Genomic DNA, 17454 nt, shown 5'->3' with positions numbered 1-17454 from the left:
TAAGCTGTTGTAGGATCACGCAATTGGATTGGGACAGGGGTTTGGACATCCTATGATTATCACTTTGGTATTGCTGTCTATTGGCGCGCTCCTGTTTTTGGTCATCGCCTATAACGTGGTGCAGCAATATAAGCAGAAGGCGGAGGCCGACAAGCGCCACGCTGTTGCCAGACACAAGACGGTGGCCGACGAGACCGAAGAGGTCCTGCTCAACGTCAATCTGGTGCCTTTTTCCAAAAACATGGTGCTGCTGCTGCAACACCGCATTCTCGACGCCTACCGCGCCATTGCCCTGTTGATGCCCAATACCCAGGTCAAGCAGCGGATTGCCGATGTGCAGACCCAGATCAAGAACGTGCAGGAGAATTACAGCAGTCAGGATGAAGGGCACTTCAAGACACCGGAGTCGGATCGCCAGGCGATCCAGATGCTGCAACTGGTCAAGAAGATGCGCGCCCTGCTGCGGGTCGAACACAACAAGGGCAAGATAGATCCGCAAGGATTTGCCCAGGAAGATCGCCGCCTTGAGCTGATGCAGCTCAAGATCAATATCTCCAACCTGGTCAAGCGGGCGATGGATGCCCAGATCCAGGGCCAGTACGGTACCTGTCGCCAGCTCTATACCAAGGGACTGTCCGTGATGGCGGGGGTTAGCGACAAGGATCCTTATCTGCTGGCGCGGGAAGAGGATATGCGTCAGGGGCTCATGGCTCTGGATGAGTTGCAGCAGCAAAACAGCGCCCAGGATCTGCAAAACATCAAGGACAGGGAGACCGACGAGCTCGATGTCCTGTTCCAGCCCAAGAAGAAATGGTAACCATGTCTCACCCACTCGATTCCACACTGGGGCCAATGGCCCCATTTGTTTCTCAGCTGTTGACCGAACTGGCCGCCCTTGGCGTCAACATGACAGCTCCCCATATCGATCACCTCTGCTACCGTGCCGCCAATTTGTCCGAATACCAGTCTCTGTGCGAGGTACTGGCAGGAGCGGGGGCGCTGCTGGTGGAGGGGATGATTGGTGGGCGCCCCATCGCGACCTATCGCTTGCACCAGCCTGTCAAGGTAGGGGACGTCGAAGTGCCTTGCATCGAGCTGGCAGCCCCCAAATCGGGGCGTAGCCACCAGGCGGGGCTTGAACATATCGAACTGGTGGTGCCTTCGCTGGCGGCTTTGGTGGCGCAGTATCCGAGCCTGCCGTTCAAGACCGGCAATATGATGGATGAGCGCAACCCGGACATAGGCCTGATGCTGCCGTCGGGGCAGATCAAATTCCACCTGCGCTCCCTGGCCGAAGTGATCGCCGAAGAGGTGGCCACCGGCGCCGTGATGCTCGTTCCCGCCGATTATTTCTCCCGGGCGTAATTAGCCTTACCCCGTGGAATCGTGAGCAAGATTGCCAGCCGGGCAGAGCGCTGCGCTTTTTACGGCTGGCAAGCGAATACCATCTATCCCGATGGGGTGGGTGCCTTGTGGCATACCTTGTGCCACACTGGCGCCCTGCCGGGAGTCCCCCGTAAATGACCCTCATGCTGCCATCACGGAGTGAGTTTCCAGCATCATGTCCTCGCCACACCCCGTCCCGTACCACTTCACCCGAATTGAACGGGTGCTCGACTACATCCACTCCCATCTGGATGAACCCTTGTCGCTGGAACAGCTGGCGGAACAGAGCTGCTGGTCGCGCTGGCAACTGCAGCGGATGTTTTTGCACGAAACCGGGCTGACGGTGGCCAGCTATGTGCGCGAGCTCAAGTTGAGCCTGGCGGCGGAGGCGCTGTTGTCGGGACGGCAACGAGTGCTGGATCTGGCGCTCTGCTACGGTTTTGGCTCCGAGGTGAGTTTTAGCCGCGCCTTCAAGCAGCAGTTTGGCTGTTCACCGCTGGCCTATCGCAAGCGGGGACTGAGACAGGGGTTGCGTACCCCGCTGGTGAGGGCAGCGATGGCGGTTGCAAGTCCCCCCAAGCTGGTGCAGTTGCGAATAGAGAGCAGGCCTGGTTTCACCCTGCATGGGATCAGGGGGCAGATCAGCGGTCTGTTTGCCGAGGCGCCCGATTTTCAGCAGACGGTGCCCGCCATCTGGCGGGCCTTGCGTGATACCGGTGCGCTGGAGAGGGCAAGGGAGCTGATCGGTGTCGTGGATGTCTCGGCGGCGGGCGCCATTTTGCCCTACTGGGCCTGTGTGGCGGAGGAAGGTGACGAGGTCACACCGGGACTTGCGTCCTTGACCATCCCAGCCCAGACCTATGCGGTACTCACCCACGTGGGCCCCATCAGCCAGCTGGGAGAGAGTCTCAACTGGTTTATTCTGCACTGGCTGCCATCTTCCAGTTATCGCGGGTTGGACGGGTTCGAGCTGGAGCGCTATGGCGTCGGGTTCGACGGCCAGCAGCCGGATGCCAGCATGGAGTACTGGTTGCCCATCTCACCGCGCTGATCCCAAAGTGCTCGAGGAGGCTGTCTGGGAGCGAGCAGCCGTCCTGGTGGGCACAGATCATCTGTCCATTGCCCCCTGCCTGACTAGATAGTCATTTGAATTCAAAGCCATTTTCACTCGACACGAAGGGTTGTCGGTTGAGGCTTTTTTGTCGGTTTTTCACCGCCTTGCCTGCCAACATGCCCCAAATTGTTAATTTCGGGACCAATTAGCGCAATAAAATGCAAATGAGATTTGTTACTATTAACGCGCATTAGGCAGTCGAGGATCAGATGCAATTTGTTCGCCCTACATTGACCGTGGTCGCCGCGACCATTTCCACCCTGTTGACCGGTTCCGTGCTGGCCGCCCCTGCCCAGCGTTCGCAGGAGACGCAGGCCGATGAGACCCTGACCGTGCTCGGTCAGACTTATCGCAACACAGCGACCAAGACCCGGCTCGACCCTATCGAGACGCCCCAGGCCATCTCGGTGGTGGACGGCGAGACACTGGAACAGCGAGGTGTCAGTTCGGTGAGCGAGGCGCTGCGCTATGTGCCCGGCGTCAACACCGAGCTGCGCGGGGGTGCCGTCAACCGGCTGGATCTGTTCAACATCCGCGGTTTTGACAACTACCAGAATTTTTACGATGGCCTGCTGCTGCAGTACAACGAGTGGAACCTGCAACCCCAGATAGATCCGGTGGCCATCGAGCAGCTGGAGGTGTTCAAGGGGCCAACCTCGGTGCTTTATGGCAGTATGCCCCCCGGCGGCATGGTCAACCTTATCGCCAAGCGCCCCCAGCGCGAGGCAAGACACAGCGTGAACGTCGCCACAGGCACGGGCAATCTCAAGGAGATGAGCTTCGACAGCACGGGGGCCATCAGCGAGACCCTCGCCTACCGTATGGTAGGGCTGGCCCGCCAGAAAGAGGGGCAGGCGGTGACCTCACAGGAGGAGCGCTACGTCTTTGCGCCATCGCTGGACTGGCAGCTGGGCGAGCGCACCCTGCTCAACCTGAATCTCTACTACCAGCGGGACCCGGCGGCGGGCATCTACACGACGGTACCGGCCAGCGGCTCGGTGGAGGCCAATCCCCTGGGCCAGCTTGGCAGTGACACCTTCCTGGGGGACGAGCAGTGGAACCACTACAGTCGGGAGGTGACCCTGCTGGGCTACAAGCTGAGCCACGACTTCAACGACCGCTGGCAGCTGCTGCAAAATGCCCGCTATATGGATGCCTCGGCCGATCAGCGCAACACCTACAACGGGGCGCTGGAGGCGGATCACCGCACCCTGACCCGCAACGCCTATCTGACGGATGAAGACTCCCGCGGCTTTGTCATCGACAACCAGCTGGCGGGCAGGGTACAAACCGGCGCCGCCCAGCACAACCTGCTGCTCGGGGTCGACTACCAGTATCTGGATGCCCATGTGCTTTACCGGGATACCCTGGACTATTCGGCGCCCGCCATCGACATCTTCGCCCCGAACCACAACCAGCTGGTCTCGGTGCAGCCAACGTTCAACTATCAGGACAAGAAGGTGATCCGCCAGCACCAGAGCGGTCTCTATCTGCAGGATCAGTTGCGCCTCGAACGACTGGTGGTGATTGGTGGTGCGCGCTACGACAGCTACCGGATGGACACCGACAGCCACTCCCTCTATCAGGGGGCGGCGAGCCATACCCTGGCCACCGTGGATCAGAACAATCTCTCTTTCCGTCTAGGCGCCCTGTACGAGCTGGACGGCGGTTTCTCCCCCTATGCGAGCTATGCCGAGAGTTTCGAGCCGGTATCGGGGGCGGACAAGCATGGCAAGGCGTTTGAGCCGGCCACCGGCCAGCAGTGGGAGGGGGGCGTCAAGTACCTCTCCGATGACATGAGCAAGACGGCGACCGTCTCGGTGTTCCACATCACCAAGCAGCACGCGCTGGTGACGGATCCGGACAACCTCTACGGCCCCATGCTGCAGACCGGGGAGATGGTCTCCCGCGGCGTCGAGCTGGAGGGGAGGGTCGATCTCACCAGCCAGCTTGATCTGGCGCTCAATTACACTCGCCTCGATATGGAGATCACCCGCGATACCACGAGCCTGCAGGGCAAAACGCCGGTCTGGGTGCCCGAGCAGACCGCCTCCTTGTGGAGCAACTATCGCTTCGAGCGGGGTCTGTGGCTGGGGGCCGGCTTGCGTTATGTGGGCAAGGCCCAGCTCGATGCCGACAACAGCGGCACCGTGCCCGATTACTTGCTGATGGACATGAGTGCTTCTTACGATCTGGCGCACCTCAGCCAACGTTTCAAGGGGGTGGAAGCCTCCCTCGTCGCCAGCAATCTGTTCGACAAGACCTACTACTCCTGCTACGACCGGAACAACTGCTGGTTCGGGGCCGAGCGCAACCTGGAGGCGCGACTCAAATACGCATTCTGACCCTGCGCCCCGGAGATCGTCCAGGGCTTGCCAGCTCACCCTCTTATGCCCCATCAGCCCCGCGTCATCCGACCGGGGCTGATGGGGGGCGCACTGTGCTCGCCATGCCTACTCTGGAAGCACTGCGGGGAGCGCCTCGGGATGAGATAGCGGCGGAGCATCTGTCCCTGTTTGCGGCGGCCGCCAAGCTTATCCCGTCGCTGACGGGACGCATTCGGGAGGCGGAGGGGAGCGCTCTGTTGACGGCCTCCTCGCCGATGGCACCTGCCCGGGTGGCGGCCGAGCTTCACGCCAACTGGCAACAGGCACATCCGGAGGCGGGTCCGGCCTACTGGCTGACCCGCAGCTGGAGCATGCTCAGCTGGCAGTCCATCTATCTGGCCATGGTGGCCGTCTATCGCCAGGGGGCCGTGCCTGCGCTGGATAAGCTGGAACTGTACTATCGGGAGGGACTGGTCAGTGGCATGACCCTGCCGGTGGCGCCCATGATCAAGGGGGAGACAGAGACCCTGATCGAGGCTGCGGGCGAACGGTTGCAGGTGCACTGGCAGGCACTGCTTGCGCTGCTGGGCGGAGTACAACGGTTGCGGCCCGGTTTCGTGCGCCCGCTCCTGGCCGATGATCTGCTGGCGGCACTGGTGCGGGTGCCGGACTTTTTTACCGAGGTGAGCCGCGAGACGGTGACGGCCCACGCACCGCTCTGGCTCGCCGCCTGCGCCCTGCCGGATAGCCATCTGGCGGGGTGGCGTCCGGCCTCGTTACCGCAGGATGATGCGTCCCCCGGCTATGTGCGTCAGCGTTGCTGCCTGCACTATAAGCGCCGCGATGGCGCGCTCTGCGGCAACTGCCCGCGGCGCCAGGAGAGCAAGAAGACAGGGGAGCCGGCCGAGCCATAGCCATCGATGCTTGGCTCGCCTTGCCTCTGGCAAACACCTGTTTCCGATATAGGCCGCCATTATGGCGGCCTTGTTATGTCTATTTCTGATCGCCCATCTTGCTGCGAATGCGGGCAAACAGGCTCTGCAGGCAGGCCTGATCCCGATCGGCGGCGCGCACCGCGCCATACATATGGCGGCGCACGCCATCCCCGAGTGGCCGTGTTTCGAGCAGCCCTTGGCGGACAAACTCGTCGCTGGCCCAGCGCGGCAGGGCGGCGACACCCAGCCCGGCGGCAGCCATCTGCAACATGACCGAGGTGTTGTCCACCGGCTTGCAGCGGGCGGGCTCCACCCCGGCCGGTTGCAGGAAGCGGCTGAACACATCCATCCGGGTGCGCTCCACCGGGTAGACCAGCAACACCTCTTGGCGAAGATCCTCTGGCGCGATGCACGCTTGCCGACAGAGCGGGTGATCCGGTGCCATCACCAGGGTGAGTTCGAAGGCAAACAGCGGCTCGAAATGAAGATCGCCGCGGGCCAGCACGTCCGAGGTGAGCAGCAGATCGAGTTGGCCGCTGAGCAGGGCGGCCAGGGCATCAAAGCCCGGCACCGACTCCACCTCCAGATCCACCCCTGGCCACTGGCGGCGAAAATCAGGCAACAGCGGCAGCAGCCACTGGATGCAGCTGTGGCAATCGAGCGCTAGGTGCAGGCGACCGGCGTCGCCGCTGTGCAGGGCCTGTAGCTGCTTCTCGGTCTGGGCCAGGGCGGGCAGCACCTGACGGGCCAGGGTCAGCAGCTGGTTGCCCGCCGCCGTCAGCACCAGGGGGCGGCTCTTTCGCAAAAACAGCTCCAGATTGAGGCGGGCCTCCAGCTCCTTCAACTGGTGGGAGAGGGCCGACTGGGTGAGGTTGAGAGTGAGCGCCGCCCCGGCCAGCGACCCTTGCTCGGCCAGTGCCGTCACCGTCTTCAAGTGTTTGATCTCGATGCTTGAATTGCTTGGCAGCGCCATGACATGGCTCCTTGTGGCATCGGCTGAAGATGCGCTTGCGTGTCAGTTGAGGATTTCTTGAGAAGCTGTTGAAAAGGATTCAATAGCCAACGCCACCTTATCTTGTCATTTTGGATGTGTAAACATCTGGATGGCCAAATCATCCAGTTTCCCATCAGATGAACGAGCATAAGGAATTGGAACTATGACCCGAGCACATACCCTGGGTTTCCCCCGCATCGGCGCCAAGCGCGAGCTGAAATTTGCCCTCGAATCCTACTGGCGTGGCGAAACCAGCCAGAGCGATCTCATCGCCGTGGGCAAGAGCCTGCGTGAGCGTCACTGGCAGGCCCAACGCAGCGCCGGGGTCAACCTGCTGCCGGTCGGGGATTTTGCTTGGTACGACCAGGTGCTCGGCACCAGCCTGCTGGTGGATGCGGTACCGGCCCGTCACCGTCACGGCGACACCGATCTCGATACCCTGTTCCGGGTCGCCCGTGGCCGTGCGCCGACCGGCCCTGCCGCCGCTGCCGCCGAGATGACCAAGTGGTTCAACACCAACTACCACTATCTGGTGCCCGAGTTCAGCCGCGACCAGCGCTTCAAGCTGGGCTGGAGTCAGCTGTTTGACGAGGTGGAGGAGGCCAAGGCCCTGGGGCTGCCGGTCAAGGCGGTGCTGCTGGGCCCCGTCTCTTACCTGTGGCTTGGTAAGGAGAAGGAGAGCGGTTTCTCCCGCCTCGAGCTGCTGGAGCGCCTGCTCATCGTCTACCAGGAAATTCTGGCGAAGCTGGCGTCCCAGGGCGTGGAGTGGGTACAAATAGACGAGCCGGCGCTGGCGCTGGATCTGCCGGACGAGTGGCGACTGGCCTATCTCAAGGCGTATGAGCGCCTCGCCGGCCCCTGCAAGCTGCTGCTCACCACCTATTTCGGCTCTGTGGCTCACCAGCGCGACATCATCACCAGCCTCAAGGTCGACGGCCTGCACCTGGATCTGGTGGCGGCCCCCGAGCAACTGCAGACTCTGCTGCCCTATCTGCCGGCCCAGTGGGTCATCTCGGCTGGCGTCATCAATGGCCGCAACGTCTGGCGCGCCAACCTGCTCAAGCTGGCCCCGACCCTGAAGGCCCTCAAGGATAAATATGGCGAGCAGCTCTGGGTGGCATCATCCTGCTCTCTCTTGCACAGCCCGGTGGATCTCACCCTGGAGCAGGAGCTGGATCCCCAGACCCGTAGCTGGTTCGCCTTCGCCCTGCAGAAGTGCTACGAGCTGGGCCTGCTCTCTGCTTATTTGGATAACAAAGAGCCGGATGGCGGGGATCTGGACAAGATCACGGCCTACAGCCAGCCCATCATCGCTCGGGAGTCCGACAGCCGGGTGCACAAGAAGGCGGTGCAGTCGCGCCTGGCCAGCCTCACCAACAGCGATTTTGATCGCCACAACCCCTATCCGGTACGCGCGGAGGTTCAGCGCGCCGAGCTCAAGCTGCCGCTGTTGCCCACCACCACCATCGGCTCCTTCCCGCAGACCCCGGAGATCCGCGTGCTGCGTCAGGATTGGCGGGCCGGTCGCATCGACGATGGCGCCTACGAGGCGGGCATTCAGGCCCAGATCAAGGATGCCATTCTGCGCCAGGAGGCCATCGGGCTGGACGTACTGGTGCACGGCGAGGCCGAGCGCAACGACATGGTGGAATACTTCGGCGAGCTGCTGGACGGCTTTGCCATCACCCGCTTTGGCTGGGTGCAGAGCTATGGCTCCCGCTGCGTCAAGCCGCCGGTGATCACCCGTGACATCGACCGTCCGACCCCCATGACGCTGGAGTGGACCAAGTTTGCCCAGAGCCTGACCGACAAGCCGGTGAAGGGGATGCTGACCGGTCCCGTGACCATCCTCTGTTGGTCCTTCCCGCGGGAAGACGTGAGCCGTGAGCAGTCCGCCCTGCAGATCGGTCTGGCCATTCGCGACGAGGTGGCGGATCTGGAGGCCGCCGGCATCAAGATCATCCAGATCGACGAGCCGGCGATCCGCGAGGGTCTGCCCCTGCGCAAGCAGGATCATCAGGCCTACCTCGACTGGGCGGTGCGCGCCTTCCGCCTGAGTGCGAGCCCGGTGGTGGACAGTACCCAGATCCATACCCACATGTGCTACAGCGACTTCAACCTCATCATAGAGGCGGTGGCCGCGCTCGACGCGGACGTCATCACCATCGAGACCAGCCGCAGCCAGATGCAGCTGTTGGGGGCGTTCGAGCGCTTCAACTACCCCAACGAAATTGGCCCGGGGGTCTATGACATCCACTCGCCCAACGTGCCGAGCCAGGGCTGGATTGAGGATCTGATCCGCAAGGCCGCCAAGCAGATCCCGGCCGAGCGGCTCTGGGTCAACCCGGACTGCGGCCTCAAGACCCGCGGCTGGGAAGAGACCACCGCCGCCCTCAGCGTGATGGTGGAGGCAACTCGGGCGCTGCGGGCCGAGCTGGCCTGAGCCACAGTACCCTGTCGGCCAAACAACACACGCAGGCCGTCGGTCTGAATCGGCAGCACTGATAGCGACGCAAGAGAGAGGGGAGGCCACGGCCTTCCCTCTGTTTTTTCCGCTGTTTGGTTGTTGTGGGCAGTCAGGATGGTGACAAGACCGGATCTGACCCCGGCAGCGCGGACTGTGCTGCGCCTATTCCTGTGGTTAGAGTGCTGACCGTCTGCCAGAAGGCGTCGATCAGCGGCCCCTTGCTGTGGGGCGGGCGGATAAGGCCTATGGTCCAGCAGGCTTCTCCTTCGGTCAGCGGCAGGGTCAGCACGTCCGGGTGCTCTATGGTGGTGGAGGAGGGCACCAGGGTCCAGGCGATATCCGCAGCGGCGGTGGCGACGCCGGCGGCAAAGTCGTTGACGTACTGGATATCGCGAAAACGCAGCCCGCTCTGGGCCAGGTAGTGCATTAGGTGATCGTAAAACGAGGGGGCCTTGTCCCGGCGCAGGATCGCCAGCGGCTTGTCCACCAGATCAGCCAGCTTGCTCACACCGGCGTAACTGGCGGGCAGCACGGCGACAAAATGGGCCCGCACCACTGGCAAGCACGGCCACCTCTTGGGGGCGGGCAGGCGGCAGAAGCCGAGATCCAGCTTGCCCTCGCTCAGCGCCAGCAACTGATGGTGGGTGGAGAGATCGTTGAGCTCTATGGTCACCTGCGGGCGTTCGGCCCGAAATTGCGCGATGGCGGCGGGCACCAGCAGCTTGGTGGCGACGCCAAAGCCGATGCGCAGGGTGCCGCTGTTGCCGGCCAGCACGTCGCGGGCGTTGCGGCCGAGTTGCTCGCTGGCAGCCACCAGAGCGCGGGCATCCTCATAAAGGGCGCGCCCCAGCACGGTGAGACGGGTGCTGTTTGCGTTACGCTCGAACAGCTCGCCGCCCAGCTCCTCTTCCAGCCGGCGGATCTGCTTGCTCAGCGCCGACTGGGTGACGTGCTGGCGCACCGCCGCCTGACCGAAGTGCAATACCTCCCCCAGGGTGACGAAGGCCTTCAGATCCCGCAGCTCCATGTCAGCTCCTGTGATTCCTGTTTGGAATGTTGAATGGTTAAATTTGTCATTGGACGGAATTTTAGAACTGTTCGATGCTAATGCCAATTCCATTGGGCACCGCCAGTCGGTGCGATCAAGGTGGCCAGCCCACCGCCGTAGAAGGAGCAACCCCAGATGCATCACCACAAGTTCAACGACTTCCCGAAAGATTTTCTGTGGGGCGCCGCCTCCGCCGCCTATCAGGTGGAAGGGGGCTGGGACGCCGATGGCAAGGGGCCCTCGGTGTGGGATCTGTTCACCAAGCTGCCGGGCAAGACCTTTGAGGGGAGCAACGGCGACGTGGCGGTGGATCACTACCACCGCATGGAGGAGGACGTGGCGCTGATGGCCGAGATGGGGCTCAAGGCCTACCGCTTCTCGGTGAGCTGGCCGCGCATCTACCCGACCGGCCGCGGCGAGGTGAACGAGGCGGGGCTCGCCTTCTATGAAAAACTCATCGACACCCTGTTGGCCCACCAGATTGAGCCGGTGCTCACTCTCTATCACTGGGACCTGCCCCAGGCGCTGCAGGACGAATACGGCGGCTGGGAAGACAGGCGCATCATCGAGGATTTCGAGCGCTACTGCGTGACCCTCTATCAGCGCTTTGCCGGCAAGGTGAAGTACTGGGTGTCGCTCAACGAACAGAACTACAACCTGACCAACGCCTATCAGCTCGGCACCCATCCGCCCGCAGTGCAAGACCGCAAGCGCTTCTTTGCAGCCAACCATATCGCGTTTCTGGCCAATGCCCGGGTCATCAAGGCGTTTCGCCAGCACGTACCGGGGGGGCTGATCGGCCCAAGTTTTGCGTACTCCCCCGCCTATCCGGCCTCGTGCGATCCCAAAGACATGCTGGCTTACGAGAATGCCGAGGAGTTCACCAACCTCTGGTGGCTGGATGCCTACTGCTTCGGTCGCTACCCCCAGGCGGCGCTCGCTTACCTGCGGGAAAACGGCGAGGCGCCGGAGATCCTGCCGGGCGATCTCGAGCTGTTGCGTGAAGGGACCCCCGACTACATCGGCGTCAACTACTACTACACCCTGACCTATACCGATAACCCCCTCGGCGGCCAGACGATGCAGCGCATCAACACCACGGGCAAGAAGGGCACTACGCCGCCGAGCGGCATTCCCGGCCTCTACAAGACGGCCCCCAATCCGCACCTGGAGACCAGCAACTGGGACTGGGCCATCGATCCGACCGGGATGCGCATCGCCCTGCGCCGACTCTCCTCCCGCTACGGCCTGCCGCTGATGATCACCGAGAACGGCCTCGGCGAGTTCGACAAGCTGGCGGCAGGAGACAAGGTGCACGACGACTACCGCATCGACTATCTGCGCAGCCACGTCAAGGCGTGCCAGGAGGCGCTGCAGGACGGGGTGGAGCTCTTGGGTTACTGCGCCTGGTCGTTCACCGACATCCTGAGCTGGCTCAACGGTTACCAGAAGCGCTACGGCTTCGTTTATGTGGAGCGGGACGAGCAGGGGGGCTCCCTGCGCCGCCTCAAGAAGGACAGCTTCTACTGGTATCAGTCGGTCATCGCGAGCCAGGGCAAGCAGCTCTAACTCACCATCGCGGTGATCCCTCTTGCGCGGGATTGGGCGGCAGCCCGGTCCCGTTTACCGATCAATGCGGCGACCTCATCGCCTCTCTCTTCTTTCTCCCTTCTGTTTGCGTCCGGCGCTGATTTTTGTCCTGCCAAAGCCGTTGACCCCTGCTATTATCTGCGGCCAAACATGAGCCAATAAAATCAGGACATTGTGATGACCGACCACACTTTTATTCCCGGCAAGGACGCGGCGCTGGAAGACTCCATCGAACGCTTCCAGACCAAGCTGCAAGCCCTGGGGTTTGATATCGAAGAGGCCTCCTGGCTCAACCCCGTGCCCAACGTTTGGTCCGTGCACATCCGTGACAAGGAGTGCTCCCTCTGCTTTACCAACGGCAAGGGCGCCAGCAAAAAGGCCGCACTGGCCTCGGCCCTCGGCGAGTACTTCGAGCGTCTCTCCACCAACTACTTCTTCGCCGACTTTTATCTGGGCGAGCAGGTAGCGAACGGTGATTTCGTCCACTACCCGAACGAGAAGTGGTTCCCCATCGAGGGGGATCAGCTGCCTGCCGGTCTGCTCGATTCTTTCACCCGCAAGTTCTACAACCCGGATGGGGAAGTGACCGCCGACATGCTGGTGGATCTGCAGTCTGGCAACGAGGAGCGCGGCATCGTCGCCCTGCCGTTCGAGCGCCAGTCCGACCATCAGACCGTCTACATCCCGATGAACATCATCGGCAACCTCTATGTCTCCAACGGCATGAGTGCCGGCAACACCAAGACCGAGGCCCGCACCCAGGCGCTCTCCGAGGTGTTCGAGCGTCACGTGAAGAACAAGATCATCGCCGAGGCCATCAGCCTGCCGGAGATCCCTGCTGAGGTGATCGCCCGTTACCCAGGGATCCAGGCCTCCATCGCCGCCCTTGAGGCCGAAGGTTTCCCCATCTACAGCTTCGATGCGTCCCTGGGTGGTCGCTATCCGGTCATCTGCGTGGTGTTGCTCAACCCGAGCAACGGCACCTGCTTTGCCTCTTTCGGTGCCCACCCGCGCTTCGAAGTGGCCTTCGAGCGCACCGTCACCGAGCTGTTGCAGGGGCGTGGCCTCAAGGATCTGGACGTGTTCGTACCGCCCTCGTTTGACAACGAACAGGTAGCGGATCACCACAACCTGGAGACCCACTTCATCGACTCCTCCGGCCTCATCAGCTGGGATCTGTTCAAGCAGGATGCGGACTTCGAGTTTGCCGACTGGGATTTTCGCGGCACGTCGCAAGAGGAGTTCGATCACCTGATCGGCATCTTCCACGAGCTGGAGCAGCCGGTCTACATCGCCGACTACGAGCACCTGGGCGTCTATGCCTGCCGCATCCTGGTGCCCGGCATGTCCGACATCTATCCGGCCGAAGATCTGTTGCTGGCCAACAACACCATGGGGGCTCACCTGCGGGAAACTATTCTGGCGCTGCCGGCGCTGGAGTGGGATGCAGAGCAATACATGGCGCTGTTTGACCAGCTGGATGAAGAGGGGCACGACGAACGCACCCGGGTGCGCGAGCTGCTCGGCATTGCCGCCGCCAAGGGCTCCGCTCTGCATACCCTGAGGGTGGGTGAGCTCAAGGCCATGCTGGCGCTGGCCGCAGGCGAGCTGGAGACGGCACTCGATCTCATCGACTGGACCATGGAATTCAACCAGTCGGTGTTCTCGGCCGAACGGGCCAACTACTACCGCGCCCTGCGCGCCTGCGTCGAGCTCTTCCTGGACGAGGAACGCGATCCCGAGCAGTACCGCGCCGTGTTTGCCCGCATGTATGGCGAAGAGACGCTGGCGCAGGCCTGGGCCCATGCCAGCGGCGAGGCGCGCTTCCACGGTCTGGAGGCGGCTGATCTGTCGCTTGAGCAGTTCCCGCTGCACCAGAAACTGCTGGCGGCTTACGAAAAGTTGCAGAAAGCCAAACGCACCCACCAGTGGGCGTAAGGCTATAACGTGTTATAAGGGGGCCGTTTGGCCCCTTTTTTATGCAAAAGACAGAGTGTGATGCGTTATTCAAAGATGAAATAAAAAACAAAAAATACCCCTAAGGGGGTTGACGAAGAGGAGGGGAGAACAGGGTCGTCCCGCAAAGATATCTTGCTGATAATACTTTGGGGTGAATATCAATAAATTCTTTTAAATCATTACATTAAAAAAACTAATCTTCTGTTTCAGCTGAAACCTGGTGTAAACTTATGGCTCCGCAGCCTTAAAATCTTTGTAGTAAAATTACATTCGCACACTGATAAATTTGATCAATGTCAATTTTGGCCATTTGCCCCTTTGTTATGATTTCGGCAGGCAAAACGTTCAGGTACAAAATAATTGAAAACTGAATCTCCATTCGATTGTCTCAAACCCGAAGCCATCGCAGCACTGGCTGAAGACATCACTTATGCCAAGGCCACCAAGCCGGCATACAAGGTCATTCCACTGGCCATTACCGCAGGCGCTTTCATCGCCATCGCGTTTATCTTCTACATTACGGTGACCACAGGCTCCTCTTCTATGTCATGGGGCATGGCGAAGCTGGTCGGCGGTCTCTGCTTCTCCCTTGGTCTTATTCTTTGTGTGCTGCTCGGTGCCGAGCTGTTCACCTCCACCACCCTGACCCTGGTGGCCAAGGCAGCCAATCGCATCAGCTGGGCACAGCTGTTCAAAAACTGGGGCCTGGTCTACTTTGGCAACCTGATTGGTGGCCTGCTCATGGTGGGGCTTATCATCATGTCGGCGGAATACACTGCGGCAGATGGCCAGTGGGGCCTCAACGCCCTGAAAGTGGCCCAGCACAAGATCCACCATACTTTCTTTGAAGCCGTTGCCCTTGGCATCCTGTGCAACCTGATGGTCTGCCTTGCCGCCTGGATGGCATTTGGTGCCCGCAGTGCCACTGACAAGGTCGTGGTGATGTTGCTGCCGGTTGCCATGTTCGTCGCCTCCGGCTTCGAGCACAGCATCGCAAACATGTTTATGATTCCGGTTGGTATCGCGATTCACAGCGTGGCCAGCCCGGAATTCTGGCAGGCTATCGGACAGGATCCGGCAAGCTTCGCCGATCTGACCGTATCCAACTTTGTCCTACACAACCTCATCCCTGTCACCATTGGCAATATCATCGGTGGTGGCGTCATGGTTGGTTTGACTTACTGGTTTATCTTCCGTCGTCATCATTAAGGATGATTGCGGGATACTACATCAATACCGTGTGAGGTAATGAAAAATGGCAGAACTTAACGAACAGTTCCAAAAAGCATGGGAAGGCTTCGCGGCCGGTGAATGGCAGACTTCTGTCAACACCCGTGACTTCATCCAGAAGAACTACACCCCGTATGAAGGTGATGAGTCCTTCCTGGCTGGCGCGACCGAAGCGACCACCAAGCTGTGGGACAAGGTCATGGAAGGCATCAAGATCGAGAACCGCACTCACGCGCCGGTTGATTTTGATACCGACCTGCCCTCCACCATTACCGCACACGATGCCGGTTACATCGATCAGAGCCTGGAGCAGATCGTTGGCCTGCAGACTGACAAGCCGCTGAAGCGCGCCATCATCGCCAACGGCGGTATCAAGATGGTCAAGACTTCTTGCGAAGTGTACGGTCGTCAGCTGGACCCGATGGTCGAGAAGATCTTCACCGAGTACCGCAAGACTCACAACCAGGGCGTGTTTGACGTTTACACCAAAGACATCCTGAACTGCCGCAAGTCCGGCGTCATCACCGGTCTGCCGGATGCCTACGGTCGCGGCCGTATCATCGGTGACTACCGTCGTGTTGCCCTGTACGGTATCGACTTCCTGATGGCCGACAAACTGGCCCAGTTCAAGTCCCTGCAGGAAGATCTGGAAAACGGCGTCAACCTGGAAGCCACCATCCGTCTGCGCGAAGAGATCTCCGAGCAGCACCGAGCTCTGGCCCAGATGAAAGTCATGGCTGCCAAGTATGGTTGCGACATCTCCGTACCGGCCAAGAACGCCAAAGAAGCCGTACAGTGGACCTACTTCGCCTACCTGGCGGCAGTCAAGTCCCAGAACGGTGCAGCCATGTCCTTCGGTCGTACCTCCAGCTTCCTGGACATCTATATCGAACGTGACCTGCAGAAGGGTCTGATCACCGAACAGGAAGCCCAGGAGCTGATGGACCACATGGTCATGAAGCTGCGTATGGTTCGCTTCCTGCGTACTCCGGAATACGATTCACTGTTCTCCGGCGACCCGATGTGGGCCACCGAGACCCTGGCCGGTATGGGCGTTGATGGCCGTACCCTGGTCACCAAGAACAGCTTCCGTATGCTGAACACCTTGTACACCATGGGCCCGTCCCCTGAGCCGAACCTGACCATCCTGTGGTCCGAGAAGCTGCCGGTCGGTTTCAAGAAGTACTGTGCCAAGGTATCCATCGAGACCTCTTCCGTTCAGTACGAGAACGACGACCTGATGCGTCCGGACTTCAACAACGATGACTACGCCATCGCTTGCTGTGTGTCCCCGATGATCGTGGGCAAGCAAATGCAGTTCTTCGGTGCTCGTGCCAACCTGGCCAAGACCATGCTGTACGCCATCAACGGCGGTATGGACGAGAAGATGAAGCTGCAGGTCGGTCCGAAGACCGAGATGATCACCTCCGAGTACCTGAACTACGACGAAGTGATGGATCGTCTGGATCACTTCATGGACTGGCTGGCCAAGCAGTACGTAGCGGCCCTGAACATCATCCACTACATGCACGACAAGTACAGCTACGAAGCCTCTCTGATGGCGCTGCACGATCGTGACGTGTATCGCACCATGGCTTGCGGTATCGCCGGTCTGTCCGTTGCTGCCGACTCCCTGTCTGCCATCAAGTACGCCAAGGTCAAGCCGGTGCGTGATGAAGACGGCGTGGCCATCGACTTCGAAATCGAAGGCGAGTACCCGCAGTTCGGTAACAACGACGCTCGCGTCGATGACATCGCCTGTGACCTGGTTGAGCGCTTCATGAAGAAAATTCAGAAGCTGAACACCTACCGTGGCGCCGTGGCTACCCAGTCCGTGCTGACCATCACCTCCAACGTGGTGTACGGCAAGAAAACCGGTAACACCCCGGATGGTCGTCGCGCCGGTGCGCCGTTCGGCCCGGGTGCCAACCCGATGCACGGTCGTGACCAGAAGGGTGCTGTTGCCTCTCTGACTTCCGTTGCCAAGCTGCCGTTTGCTTACGCCAAAGATGGTATCTCCTATACCTTCTCCATCGTGCCGAATGCACTGGGTAAAGACATGGAAGCCCAGAAGGCCAACCTGGCTGGTCTGATGGACGGTTACTTCCACCACGAAGCCAACGTAGAGGGTGGTCAGCACCTGAACGTGAACGTGATGAACCGTGAAATGCTGCTGGACGCCATGGAAAATCCGGAGAAATATCCGCAGTTGACCATCCGTGTATCCGGTTATGCCGTTCGCTTCAACTCTTTGACCAAAGAGCAACAGCAAGACGTCATCACCCGTACCTTCACCGCTTCTCTGTAATCGAGAACGCGTGATTAAAAACCGGCGCCAAGGCGCCGGTTTTTTTATGCTTGTCATTCAGGGTGCGGGGTGATTTTTTGCCTTTGCCTTTGCCTT

12 protein-coding genes are annotated in these 17454 nt (G+C 60.5%); 10 read left to right on the top strand and 2 right to left on the bottom strand.

The genetic code is table 11. The annotated features are described in order from the left end of the window. Positions 1–52 precede the first annotated feature (52 nt). The 5 genes from BN1123_RS18700 (at position 53) to BN1123_RS18680 (ending at position 5741) form a co-directional block, all read left to right on the top strand. On the top strand, positions 53–817 hold the full coding sequence (locus BN1123_RS18700; RefSeq protein ID WP_042028943.1) for a hypothetical protein: 765 nt from the start codon (positions 53–55) through the stop codon (positions 815–817). Next, the gene (locus BN1123_RS18695; RefSeq protein ID WP_042028941.1) at positions 811–1365 is read left to right on the top strand and encodes a VOC family protein; all 555 of its coding nucleotides are present in this window, start codon (positions 811–813) and stop codon (positions 1363–1365) included. The genes BN1123_RS18700 and BN1123_RS18695 overlap by 7 nt, the downstream gene beginning before the upstream one ends. Before the next feature lie 196 nt (positions 1366–1561). After that, positions 1562–2437: an AraC family transcriptional regulator gene (locus tag BN1123_RS18690; RefSeq protein WP_042028940.1), complete on the top strand. Its 876-nt coding sequence runs from the start codon at positions 1562–1564 to the stop codon at positions 2435–2437. 272 nt (positions 2438–2709) lie between these two features. Continuing rightward, on the top strand, positions 2710–4845 hold the full coding sequence (locus BN1123_RS18685; RefSeq protein WP_042028939.1) for a TonB-dependent siderophore receptor: 2136 nt from the start codon (positions 2710–2712) through the stop codon (positions 4843–4845). Between the two features lie 104 nt (positions 4846–4949). Further along, positions 4950–5741 (top strand): siderophore ferric iron reductase, encoded by a 792-nt coding sequence (locus tag BN1123_RS18680; protein ID WP_042028963.1) that lies wholly within the window; start codon positions 4950–4952, stop codon positions 5739–5741. Between the two features lie 79 nt (positions 5742–5820). On the opposite strand, the gene BN1123_RS18675 is transcribed toward BN1123_RS18680, so the two are convergent. After that, complete coding sequence (locus BN1123_RS18675) at positions 5821–6735, bottom strand: LysR substrate-binding domain-containing protein (RefSeq protein ID WP_042028937.1); 915 nt, start codon at positions 6733–6735, stop codon at positions 5821–5823. A gap of 184 nt (positions 6736–6919) precedes the next feature. On the opposite strand from BN1123_RS18675, the gene metE reads away from it, so the two are divergent. Then, positions 6920–9199 carry a 5-methyltetrahydropteroyltriglutamate--homocysteine S-methyltransferase gene (gene metE, locus BN1123_RS18670; protein WP_042028936.1) on the top strand — a complete coding sequence of 760 codons (2280 nt, stop codon included), beginning with the start codon at positions 6920–6922 and terminating at the stop codon, positions 9197–9199. Positions 9200–9332: 133 nt separating this feature from the next. Here the strand turns inward: metE and BN1123_RS18665 are convergent, their stop codons facing one another. Continuing rightward, positions 9333–10250: a LysR family transcriptional regulator gene (locus tag BN1123_RS18665; RefSeq protein ID WP_042028934.1), complete on the bottom strand. Its 918-nt coding sequence runs from the start codon at positions 10248–10250 to the stop codon at positions 9333–9335. Positions 10251–10406: 156 nt separating this feature from the next. Here BN1123_RS18665 and BN1123_RS18660 point away from each other — a divergent pair, with 156 nt between their 5' ends. From BN1123_RS18660 to pflB, 4 genes are all read left to right on the top strand, one after another. Further along, on the top strand, positions 10407–11840 hold the full coding sequence (locus BN1123_RS18660) for a glycoside hydrolase family 1 protein (protein WP_042028932.1): 1434 nt from the start codon (positions 10407–10409) through the stop codon (positions 11838–11840). 198 nt (positions 11841–12038) lie between these two features. Continuing rightward, on the top strand, positions 12039–13799 hold the full coding sequence (gene ycaO, locus BN1123_RS18655) for a 30S ribosomal protein S12 methylthiotransferase accessory factor YcaO (protein ID WP_042028929.1): 1761 nt from the start codon (positions 12039–12041) through the stop codon (positions 13797–13799). A 381-nt stretch (positions 13800–14180) separates the two neighbouring features. Next, on the top strand, positions 14181–15029 hold the full coding sequence (focA, locus tag BN1123_RS18650) for a formate transporter FocA (RefSeq protein WP_042028928.1): 849 nt from the start codon (positions 14181–14183) through the stop codon (positions 15027–15029). A 46-nt stretch (positions 15030–15075) separates the two neighbouring features. Then, entirely contained in the window at positions 15076–17358 is a 2283-nt protein-coding gene (pflB, locus tag BN1123_RS18645; RefSeq protein WP_042028926.1) for a formate C-acetyltransferase, read from the top strand. Positions 17359–17454 lie beyond the last annotated feature (96 nt).

The organism is Aeromonas enteropelogenes, from assembly GCF_000819845.1.
Taxonomy (GTDB): domain Bacteria; phylum Pseudomonadota; class Gammaproteobacteria; order Enterobacterales; family Aeromonadaceae; genus Aeromonas; species Aeromonas enteropelogenes.
Note: the sequence above shows the minus strand (reverse complement) of the source record. Positions and strands in the feature narration are given on the sequence as shown.